Origin of the sequence: Acrocarpospora pleiomorpha (assembly GCF_009687885.1) — a bacterium.
In the GTDB taxonomy this organism is placed as follows: domain Bacteria; phylum Actinomycetota; class Actinomycetes; order Streptosporangiales; family Streptosporangiaceae; genus Acrocarpospora; species Acrocarpospora pleiomorpha.
Genome location: NZ_BLAF01000011.1, coordinates 199,119 through 209,547 on the forward strand (window position 1 = coordinate 199,119; position 10,429 = coordinate 209,547).

A 10,429-nucleotide genomic window follows, 5' to 3' on the forward strand; every position below is an offset into this window, starting at 1 on the left:
TCCAGGGTCAGTCTTAACGATTTGCGTCACTCGGAAGGGTCCAGATGACTTACAGAGCGCGAATCCTCACGGTGGCCCTGTGCGGAGTGCTGGCGGCGGCGTGTTCCACCGGCACGCAGCCTGCCGCGGAAGGGACCCAGGCCGCGGGGCAGTCCTTACGGATGTGGACGTTCAAGCAGTCCCACGCCGACGCGCTGAACAAGGCGGCGGCGCGGTTCAAGACCGACACGGGGATCAGTGTCGTGGTCGAGGCGGTCACCCCGGACGACGTGTTCGTGGCCAAGGTGCAGAGCGCGGCCCAGACCGGCGACCTGCCCGACGTGCTGGAGGTGCACGCGGGCGGCGAGGACCGGGAGCTGGGCGCGTCGGGGCTGCTGTCCGACCTGTCGGCGGACGTCAAAGCGGACTGGCTGAACCGGCTGCTGCCGACCACCAGGGAGGCCGGTCTGATGACCCAGGCCGTCATCGACCGGGCCGCGGCAGACTCGCCGTTCAAGCAGGTCAAGGCTGGGACGCTGTTTAGCGTGCCGTTCACGGCCGGCGCGTTCGGCATCGTCTACGCCAACAAGGAGAAGCTCACCGCCGCCGGTCTCAGCCCGGACACGCCGCCCAAGACCTGGGAGGAGTTCCTGGCCGCGCTCAAGGCGACCACCGAGAAGGAGCCGGACGCGGGCGGGCTCTCCCTCGGCCTGAAGGTGAGCCAGACCGGCTTCAACTGGGTGTATCAGCCGCTGGCCCACTCCTACCTGGGCCGCGACCGGTTCCAGGCGCTGTTCGCCAAGGGCGCCGCGCAGGGCTTCGGCTCCCCCGACGGCGTCAAGACCCTGGAGCTGTACGGGCAGCTCACGCCGTACTGGATGCCCAGCTCCACCACGCTCAACATCGACGAGGCGGACATCGCGTTCGCGCAGGGCAAGTCGGCCTTCAACGTGGGCGGCACGTTCACGCTCGCCTTCCTCGCCCAGAACGGCATGTCGCCGGACAAGGTGCTCGCCTTCCCGATCCCGCCGTCCGCCGACGGGCAGCAGAAGGAGATCGCGATGGCGCCGCTGGCGCTGACCTCGCTCGGCGTCACCGCCACCACCGAGAACCGGGAGGCGGCGATCAAGTGGATCGACTTCGCCACCTCGGCCACGGGCGCCGGGATCATCGCCTCGGCTTCGCTCGACCTGCCCGCCACCGACCTGGGCACGGACGCGGCGAGCCTGGTCGGCCCCGACCTGGCGGCCCTGCAGAAATACTTCACCGGCACCCCGGAGAGCACCTACGACGCGGCCGACAATACGTTCTTCCCGCCGGACTACGACCAGGTCAAACCGGGTGACGCGATGGTCAGGCTGAGCCCGCTGAAGGAGCGCACCCCCGCCCAGGCCGGGTCGGAGCTCGACGAGATCTTCGGCGCGATGTGGAAATCGTCGGAATGACCACCCAGCACGTGGCCGGGCGGCGCAGGCCGCCCGGCCGGTGGCGGGCCGCCCTGACCGGGTGGGCGTTCGTGTTCCCCGCCGTGGCGCTGTTCGCGGTGATGGGCGTCTACACGATCGCCAGCGGCCTGGCGCTCAGCTTCGCCAAGTGGAACGGCTTCACCCCGAACTGGATCTGGGTCGGCATCGACAACTACCTCGACCTGCTCTACGCCGACCCGTCGCTGGCTCCCCCATTGCGCAAGGCGGCCTGGAACACCGCACAGGTGATGGTGCTGGTCCCGCTGCTCACCGTCGCCATCTCGCTGCCGCTCGCCGTCGTGCTCAACTCGGTGAAACGGCTGCGTGCCGTCTTACGGTCGGTGTATTTCCTGCCGTACGTCACAAGCGGCATCGCCGTGTATTACGCGTGGCGGTACATCCTGGAACCGGACGGCGCGATCAACCTGCTGCTGCGCTCGCTGGGACTGGGCACGCTGGCGCAACCCCAAGGATTCCTGGGCAATCCGTCGACCGCGCTGCCGACGCTGATCGTCGTGCTGGTGTGGTCGAGCGTGCCGATCGCGACCCTGCTCTACCTGACCGGGTTGCAGGCCATCGATCCGGCGCTGTTCGAGGCCGCCCGGATCGACGGCGCGGCGCCCCGCCAGACGCTGCGCCGGATCACCTGGCCGCTGCTGACGCCGCTGACGGCCGGGATCGTGCTGCTGGGGGTGCGGGACTCCCTGCACGGCTTCCAGATCTTCCTGATCATGACGGGCGGCGGCCCCGGCGGGCACACCGACGTGCTCGGGCTGCAGGCCTACCGGCTGGCGTTCTTCAAGGGTCTGGCCGCCACCCTCGGGGTGTCGAGCGCGCTCGGCTGGCTGCTGTTCGCCGGAGCGCTGCTGCTGACGCTGGTCAACGCGCGACTGCTGAGGAGGGTCCGATGAGAGCAGGCCGGATCGCGGGGTACGCGGTGCTCACGGCCTACGCCGTGATCAGCGTCTACCCCTTCCTGTGGATGGTGTCGGGCGCGGTCAAGACCCGCGAGGAGGTGCTGGCGGGCGGGCATCTCATCCCCCGGCTGCCGACCTGGGAGACCCTGATCACCACCTGGAACCAGCTGCACTTCGTGGAGTATTTCCGCAACAGCCTGGTGGTGACCGGGCTCACCGTGCTCGGGGTGCTGGTGGTGTACTCGCTGGCGTCGTACGCGTTCGCGGTGCTCGACTTCCCCGGGCGGCGGGCCCTGTTCTGGTTCTTCGTGTCGCTGCTGTTCGTGCCCGGGATCACGATGCTGCTGCCGGTGGTGATCCTGGAGAAGAACCTCGGCATCCTGGGGTCGCACCTCGGGCTGGTGCTGCCGTTCGTGAACGGGACGGCGCCGCTGACCGTGTTGCTGCTCACGGGGGCGTACCGGTCGATTCCGAAGGAGCTGCGGGAGGCCGCGCGGGCGGACGGCGCGCGGGAGGCACGGGTCTTCTGGTCGGTGTATCTGCCGCTGGCGCGGCCCGCGCACATCACGATCGCGGTGCTGACCGCGGTGCCGACCTGGAACGAGTACGTGCTGACCCGGGTGTCGATCAACGACCCGTCGCTCTACACGCTGCCGCTCGGCCTGCAGTCGCTGATCTCCAGCCAGGTGCCGCGCTACAACGAGGTGATGGCGGCCTCGCTGATCATCGTGCTGCCCGTTATCGCCCTGTTCCTGTTCCTTCAGAGGTATTTCGTGAACGGTCTCCTGGGGGCGATCAAGGGCTGATAGCGCCTTGCAAGCGGGCGTCTACTCGCGAATGCGGCAATACGGGGGAACCCGAGAACGGCCGCATGAGCAAGGAAGACACCTATGGGACGCGCCGCCCGAACCTTTACGACGTTGGCTGTCGCAATCCTGGCCACAGCACTCGTTCTCCCCACCCAGGCAGCGCTGGCCGACGTCCCGCCCACCTACAACGACGACACGCCCCTCGCCGGCGACCAGCCTGCCCGCGGCGACGAGGAGATGCCACCGGCCCCGCCCGGTCTCGAGGGCTACTACACCCAGCAGCTGATCTGGACCGACTGCGAGAAGGGCGTCCAGTGCGCCCAGCTGACGGTCCCGCTCGACTACGCCAAGCCCGAGGCCGACCAGATCAAGATCGCCGTCCTGCGCCTGCCGTCCACAGGCGAGGGCGAGAAGATCGGATCGCTGCTGACCAACCCCGGCGGCCCCGGCCGGTCCGGAGTGGAGTTCGTCTTCGGGAGTGCTCCGCTGTTCCAGCATCTCCGGCGGAACTTCGACGTGATCGGCTTCGACCCGCGTGGCGTGAACGTGTCCACGCACATCGACTGCCTGACCGACAAGGAGCGCGACGCCGAGATCGCGGCGGACATCACCCCCGAGACCAAGGCGGAGATCAGGTTCCTCGAGAACACCGCCCAGCGCTTCGTCCAGGCCTGCCGGACCCGGTCGCCGAAACTGATCGGCCACATCGGCACCATGAACGCCGCCAGGGACATGGACATCCTGCGGAACGCCCTCGGCGACCCCAAGATGAGCTACCTCGGCTTCTCCTACGGCACCTACCTGGGCACCGTCTACGCCCACCTGTTCCCGACCCGGATCCGCGCGCTGGTCCTGGACGGGGCGATGGACCCGACCAAGTCCCAGACCGAGCAGAACACCGGCCAGGGCAACGGATTCATCGAAGCCTACGCCTCCTTCCTGAAGGACTGCTTCAAGCGGAAGGACTGCCCGTTCAAGGGCCGCGGCACCGACGCCGACCTGCTGAAAGCGGCGAAGCGCACCAACGCCATGTTCCTCAAGGCCGACAAGACCCCGTTCAGCACCACCGTCGACGACCGCAAGGTCACCATGAACGTCGCGCTGTGGGGCTGGCGGTCGGCACTGTACAGCAAGTTCACCTGGCCGCAGCTGCGTGTGGCGCTGACCCAGGCGTTCCGGGGCGACGGCACCGGCCTGATCCAGTTCTCCGACATCTACTTCCAGCGCGCCGCCGACGGCACCTACACCAACGCCGACCCGGCGTTCCGGGCCATCAACTGCCTGGACAACCCGCGCCCGAAGCGCAACAAGTTCGACGAGTGCTCGCTGTGGCCCGCCAAGGTCACGCCGGTCCCGCGGTCGATGCGGGCCAAGAGCGCGCCGCCCATCCTGGTGGTGGGCACGACCCGGGACCCGGCCACGCCGTACCGCGAGGCGGTGGCCCTGGCCAAGCATCTGACCTCCGGCGTGCTGCTCACCAACGACGACGACGGCCACACCGCTTACGGGAACTCCTTCTGCTCTTCCGACATCATCGACAAGTACCTGATCACCTTGGAGACGCCCAAGAAGGGGTTCGTCTGCAAGCAGGAGGCGCAGGTCTGATCAGCCGTCGGCTGCTCGCCCGAACCCCGGGCGAGCGGCCGCGCATCCTGTGGAAGATCATTTGGCGCCGGGGTCGTCGCATCTTCCGCGTCGGTATACTTGCCGCTGGCTCGCCCAGCGCACAGCACCATCGCGGCCCTGACCGCCGTGCCGACCTGGAACGAGCACGTCCTGACCCGGGTGTCCGTCAACGACCCCGCGTGCTACCGCCCTGGAATCCCAGGTTCCCCCGCCACATCGAGGTCATGGCCTCGTGGGAGCGATCAAGGAATAGCGACCCTAAGAACCCCGCACGCGCGGGATGCGCCGATTCGGGTTGAGCCTGCTATCCGAATCAACCCCGAAGGACACGGATATGGGACGCGCATCCCGACTTATCACGATGCTGGGCGTGGGCCTGCTCGCCACGACCTTCGCGTCGGCGGCCCGGGCCAACCAGCCCGCAACCGGGAAGCCCGATCTGAGCAGGTTCTACACCCAGTGGCTCAGCTGGACCGGCTGTGGCGACGGTTTCCAGTGCGCGAGGCTGACCGTGCCGCTGGACTACCGCGACGCCGGTGGGGAGACCATCCAACTGTCGGTGATCCGGCTGCCGGCCGGCGGCGGCAGACGCATCGGCTCCCTGGTCACCAACCCCGGCGGCCCGGGCGGGTCGGGGATTGAGTTCCTGCGCGGCGACAAAGGCGCCTTCAGCCCGGCGTTGCGGGCCCAGTTCGACCTGGTCAGTTTCGACCCGCGCGGGGTGGGCGAATCGGCGCCGGTGCGCTGCCTGACCGGCCCGGAGCAGGACGCGTACTTCGCCGTGGACGACACCCCCGAGACCAATGCCGAGAAGCGGGCGCTGGACGCGGCGGACCGCGATTACCTGAAGGCCTGCGAGCGCAACTCCGGCCGCCTGCTGCCGCATGTGGGCACGCTCAACGCGGCCAGGGACATGGACGTGCTGCGGGCCGCGCTCGGCGACGAGCGGATGACCTACCTGGGCTTCTCCTACGGCACCTACCTGGGCGCGGTCTATGCCGACCTGTTCCCCAAGCGGGTCAGAGCGATGACCCTGGACGGCGCGGTGGACCCGGCGCTCACCGGCAACGAGGCGTCCGCGGGCCAGGGCAAGGGCTTCGACGTGGCCTACACCGCCTTCGTGAAGGACTGCTTCAAGGCCGCGAACTGCCCGTTCAAGGGGCGTACGGTGGCCAAGGCGTTCGCCGAGACCAAGAAACTGCTGAAGCGGGCCGACCGCGAAGCGCTCCCCTCCACAACGGACGGCAGGAAGGTGACCGAGCCGGTGGTTCTGACCGGCATCATGGCCGCCCTGTACAACTCCCGCAGCTGGCCGGACCTGCGGGGAGCGCTGGCCGAGGGGTTCGACGGCGACGGCACGGCGCTCCAGGCGCTGGCCGACTCCTACCACCAGCGGGGACCGGACGGAACCTACAGCAACATCGACGACGCGTTCCGCGCGGTCAACTGCGCCGACCGGCCGCGGGGCACGCCGGTCACCTCCTCCGGAAACGTCGGAAACGCCGGGAAAGGCGGGAAGCCGGAGCTGTTCGGCGACTACTTCTCCGACGGGGACGACACCACCGACGAGTGCGCGGAGTGGCCGGCCAAGCCGTCCCCGGTGCCCCGGTCGCTACCGGCCAAGGGCTCGGCGCCCATCCTGGTGGTGGGCACGGTGCGCGACTCGGCCACGCCGTACGAGCAGGCCAAGGCGCTGGCGCGGCAGTTCGAGTCCGGGGTGCTGCTCACCTTCGACGGGGACGGGCACACCGCCTTCTTCCAGTCCAGGTGTGTGAACGGCCAGGTCAGCGCGTACCTGCTGACGGGGAAGGCGCCCGGGAACGGGGCCGTCTGCGCGTCGGGCACCTGATCACGGGGGCTGCTCGCCCGAACCCCGGGTGAGCAGCTCCACCGGGACCGTGACCCGGTGGACCGGCCGGTTGTGGTCGGCGATGCGGGCCCTGAGCAGGTCGATGGCGGTGGCGCCGATGGCCTGGTCGTCCTGGGCCACCACGGTCAGGTCGGGTCGTAACAAGGTGGCCAGCTCGGAGTCGTCGAACCCGACGACGGCCACCCTCCTGTCGTCGAAGCTCCGGACCACCTCGACGCTGATCGTGGCGTTGCCCGTGATGATCGCGGTCGCCGGGTCAGGGCCGCCGAGCGCGGTGGCCAGGGCGTTCGCGATCCTGGCCGGTTGGATCGGGCCGGTGTGGACCATGCCGTCCAGGGCGGCGCCGGCCTCGGCGGCGCAGGCGCGGAACGCGGTGGCACGTTCCTGGGCGGTGAAGATGCGCTCGTCGTCGCCGATGTAGGCGATCCGGCGGTGGCCGTGCGCGGCCAGGTGCGCGTACGCCGCCTGGATGCCCGCCGCGTTGTCGGAGATCACGCAGTCCACGTCCAGGCCGAGCACCGGCCGGTCCACGGCGACCAGGCATAGCCCGGCGGCCAGTTCCGGCAGCAGGTAGCCGTGGTCGGCGCCGATCGGCTCCAGCACGATCCCGTCGAAGCGGCGGCGGCACATCGACTCGACCACCCGGCGTTCCAACCGCTCGTCGTCCTCGGTGGAGGCGGCCAGCACCATCAGGTCGGCCGCCCGGGCGGCCCGCTCGACCGCGCGCAGCACCGGGTTGACGTGGGAGAGCTGGCGAACGGCCGCGCCGAGCGTGCCGGTCACGCCCAGGCGCAGGTGCCGGGCCCGCTCGTCCGGCCGGTAGTCGAGCGCGGCGATCGCGTCGTGCACACGTTTGGCCAGCTCGGCTCCGACCGTCGTGTCGTCGTTGACCACCCGCGAGACCGTGCGCAGGGCCACGCCCGCCTCCCGGGCCACGTCGACCATCGTCGGCCGCCGGGTCCTGCCGCGCTTGTTCACCTCACCGTGCATGTGCCCATCATTCTCATGATCGCCGTCCTTGGCCATCCGGGGGATGTGACCAATTCGTTGCCGTCCTCGCTCTTTGAAACCTCGCGGTAACACTCTACCTTTCGGGATAACGTTATCTCACTCCCGCCAGTCGAGCAGCCGCTCCTACGCCGGGGCATCGCCCAAGAGCTCGGCTCCGCCGTTGACCTGGATCGAGTCGTTGGACACGTCGTCGCCCGACGCTAGTGCAGGACTCTCTCGATGAACGCCTGACACCTGGGGTCCGCGGGCTGCGTGAGAACCTTCTCGGCCGGCCCGGACTCGAGAACACGACCCTGGTCCATGAAGACGACCCGATCAGCCACCTCGCGAGCGAATCCGAGCTCATGCGTGACGACCATCATGGTCATGCCCGCTGACGCCAGTTCCCGCATCACTTCGAGCACTTCGCCCACGAGTTCCGGATCAAGTGCCGAGGTGGGCTCATCGAAGAGCATCAGGGACGGATTCATCGCGAGTGCGCGGGCGATCGCGACGCGCTGTTGCTGACCACCGGAAAGGTGCGCGGGGTAGGCGCCGCTCTTCGAACGAAGCCCGACCCGCTCCAGGAGCGACATCGCCTGGGCCTCGGCGGCGTCCCGTTTCACACGACCGACTCGGGTGGGCCCTTCGATGATGTTCTGGAGGACGGTCATGTGCGGGAAGAGGTTGAATCGCTGGAAGACCATGCCGATCGACTGACGCTGGCGGGCCTTCTCCCGCTCGGACAGGACCTCCAGCCGGTCGCCGGCCTGCTTGACTCCGATGAGTTCGTCCCCGATCCAGATGAGCCCCGAGCTGATCTCCTCAAGTTGGTTCGCGCAGCGCAGCAGCGTCGTCTTGCCAGAACCCGAAGGCCCGATCAGACAGACCACCTCTCCCGCGGCGACGTCAAGCGAGACGTCGAACAGAACCTGGTGGTCGCCGAAGTGCTTGTTCACATTCTGATAGGTCACCGAGTACACGCTGCGCGTCCTTCGAATCACTTGGGGTCATCTGGCATGGGCTCGACGTGGGCGGCCGCCCCGAAACCTCGGCCGAAGTACCGCTCGATGTAATGCTGGATCACCGTCAGCACCGAAACACAGACCAGGTACCAGAATGCACAGACCATGAGCAGTTCGACGACACGATTGTTGACGAAGTAGATGATCTGCGCCTGACGCAGCAGCTCGTTGTAGGAGATGATCGCGGCGAGCGAGGTGTACTTCAGCATGCCGATCACCGAGTTGCCGATCGGCGGCACGATCACTCGCATGGCCTGCGGCATGATGATGCGGCGCATCAATTGACGCTTCGACATCCCCATGGCCAGCGCCGCCTCGGTCTGCCCCTGGTCGATCGACTTGATTCCGGCGCGGATGACCTCCGAGGTGTACGCGCTGTCCGAGATCCCGAGACCGAGGAACGCGGCCAGGAACGGCGTCATCACATTGATCGTGTCGTCCGACCAGATTCCGGGAATCGAGATGACCGGGAAGATCAGTGCGATGTTGAACCAGAGCAACAGCTGAAGCAGGGTCGGCGTTCCCCGGAAGAGCCAGACATAGAACTTCGCGCTCGCACTGGTGACCAGGTTGTGCGAAAGGCCCATGATGGCGATCACGGTCCCCAGCACCAGGGAAAGGACCATGGTGAGGAAGGTCAGAAGAATCGTCGTGCGGACGCCCTTGAGGATCGCGTCGTCGAAGAGGTAGTCGCCGACCATGTCCCATTCGATTTTGGCGCCCGCGAACGACTTGACCATGAACGCGAGGAAGAGCGTGATGAGAACGCCGGCGACCCACTGGCCGTACTTCGGCCTGCGATAACGGGGCGCGGACACGAGTTCGGTGTACGGAGCGCCGTCGCGCCGGTTGGGGGTGACTGTCATGGTTGAAGCTTTCCTGCCAAGATCGCGGTCCAAATCTGCCGTCCCTCGTCTTCGCCTCATCCTGTTGTCCGGGACCAGGGAAGGGATCAGTCCTGGCGGCACTTCCTGGCCAGTCCCGCCGCCAGGACCGGCGTCTAGCTCACCGGTTCGAGGTTGACGGTGACCTCGGTGACAGCGGCGTCCGTCAGGCCGTACTTCTCGAGGATCTTCGTGTAGGTACCGTCCGCGATGATGGCCTTCATCGCCGCCGCGAGAGCGTCCTTCAGCGCCGCGTCAGCCTTCGGGACCTGGATCGCGGTGCGCGTCTCGACGAACGGCTCGCCCACGACCTTGAACGCTCCGGGCTCGAGAATCTTCGCTCGGTACGCGGCGTTGATGATCGGCTCTACGGCGGCGACCGCACGGCCGGTCCTCATGTTGAGGAAGTTCGCGGAGGATTCGGCCGCGTCGACCATCTTGATGGCCGGCAGGCCGGCACCGACGCACTTGTCCTTGCTGAACGCGTCGAGGTACTCGTCGTACTGGGTCGAGTTGAACTCGCGGGAGACCGCGGCGCCGCACAGGTCGGTGTTCTTGGTCCAGCCCTTGGAATCAGCCGTGTCGGCCGGAGCGATGAACGCCGGACCGTTCGCGATGTAGTCGACGTACCACGCGACATCGTGGCGCTCCGGGAGGTCGGACGATCCTGACAGGATGGCGTCGATGCGACCGCTGTCGAGTGAGGGCTGCAGCTGCTCGAACTGGGAGTACTGCCAGTCCACCTTCACCCCGAGAGCGGCGCCCAGAGCTTCGCCGACTTCGATGTCGAATCCGGTGTGCTTCTCGCCCTCGATCATCGAGAACGGGGGGTAGGGAGGCGAGTTCCCGAAGGAGATCTTTCC

The 10,429-nt window shown here is 67.7% G+C and carries 9 protein-coding genes; 5 read left to right on the forward strand and 4 right to left on the reverse strand.

The window, feature by feature from the left end; all coding sequences use genetic code 11:
- The first annotated feature begins 44 nt into the window (after positions 1 to 44).
- The 5 genes from Aple_RS11480 to Aple_RS11500 all read left to right on the forward strand — a co-directional run bounded on the left by Aple_RS11480 (position 45) and on the right by Aple_RS11500 (position 6,646).
- Positions 45 to 1,424, forward strand: coding sequence for an ABC transporter substrate-binding protein (locus Aple_RS11480; RefSeq protein WP_155344516.1), 1,380 nt, complete (start codon positions 45 to 47; stop codon positions 1,422 to 1,424).
- On the forward strand, positions 1,421 to 2,356 hold the full coding sequence (locus tag Aple_RS11485; RefSeq protein WP_155344517.1) for a carbohydrate ABC transporter permease: 936 nt from the start codon (positions 1,421 to 1,423) through the stop codon (positions 2,354 to 2,356). Before Aple_RS11480 ends, Aple_RS11485 begins: the two co-directional genes overlap by 4 nt.
- The gene (locus Aple_RS11490) at positions 2,353 to 3,168 is read left to right on the forward strand and encodes a carbohydrate ABC transporter permease (RefSeq protein WP_155344518.1); all 816 of its coding nucleotides are present in this window, start codon (positions 2,353 to 2,355) and stop codon (positions 3,166 to 3,168) included. The genes Aple_RS11485 and Aple_RS11490 overlap by 4 nt, the downstream gene beginning before the upstream one ends.
- A gap of 114 nt (positions 3,169 to 3,282) precedes the next feature.
- Positions 3,283 to 4,776, forward strand: coding sequence for an alpha/beta hydrolase (locus tag Aple_RS11495; protein ID WP_170321405.1), 1,494 nt, complete (start codon positions 3,283 to 3,285; stop codon positions 4,774 to 4,776).
- Positions 4,777 to 5,131: 355 nt separating this feature from the next.
- Complete coding sequence (locus Aple_RS11500) at positions 5,132 to 6,646, forward strand: alpha/beta hydrolase (RefSeq protein ID WP_170321406.1); 1,515 nt, start codon at positions 5,132 to 5,134, stop codon at positions 6,644 to 6,646.
- Here Aple_RS11500 and Aple_RS11505 read toward each other — a convergent pair whose 3' ends face one another.
- From Aple_RS11505 to Aple_RS11520, 4 genes are all read right to left on the reverse strand, one after another.
- Positions 6,647 to 7,657, reverse strand: a complete 1,011-nt coding sequence (locus Aple_RS11505; protein ID WP_218038250.1) for a LacI family DNA-binding transcriptional regulator — start codon at positions 7,655 to 7,657, stop codon at positions 6,647 to 6,649.
- A gap of 221 nt (positions 7,658 to 7,878) precedes the next feature.
- Entirely contained in the window at positions 7,879 to 8,640 is a 762-nt protein-coding gene (locus tag Aple_RS11510; protein ID WP_155344521.1) for an amino acid ABC transporter ATP-binding protein, read from the reverse strand.
- A gap of 17 nt (positions 8,641 to 8,657) precedes the next feature.
- Complete coding sequence (locus Aple_RS11515; protein ID WP_170321407.1) at positions 8,658 to 9,548, reverse strand: amino acid ABC transporter permease; 891 nt, start codon at positions 9,546 to 9,548, stop codon at positions 8,658 to 8,660.
- A 134-nt stretch (positions 9,549 to 9,682) separates the two neighbouring features.
- Positions 9,683 to 10,429 (reverse strand): transporter substrate-binding domain-containing protein (locus tag Aple_RS11520; protein WP_155344522.1); only part of this gene is annotated, 747 nt, incomplete at its 5' end.

Excerpts from the sequence above, each read along its gene's own strand:
- Aple_RS11480 (WP_155344516.1), top strand. The coding sequence starts at position 45 with ATGACTTACAGAGCGCGAATCCTCACGGTGGCCCTGTGCGGAGTGCTG.
- Aple_RS11485 (WP_155344517.1), top strand. The coding sequence starts at position 1,421 with ATGACCACCCAGCACGTGGCCGGGCGGCGCAGGCCGCCCGGCCGGTGG.
- Aple_RS11490 (WP_155344518.1), top strand. The coding sequence starts at position 2,353 with ATGAGAGCAGGCCGGATCGCGGGGTACGCGGTGCTCACGGCCTACGCC.
- Aple_RS11500 (WP_170321406.1), top strand. The coding sequence starts at position 5,132 with ATGGGACGCGCATCCCGACTTATCACGATGCTGGGCGTGGGCCTGCTC.
- Aple_RS11505 (WP_218038250.1), bottom strand. The coding sequence starts at position 7,657 with ATGCACGGTGAGGTGAACAAGCGCGGCAGGACCCGGCGGCCGACGATG.
- Aple_RS11515 (WP_170321407.1), bottom strand. The coding sequence starts at position 9,548 with ATGACAGTCACCCCCAACCGGCGCGACGGCGCTCCGTACACCGAACTC.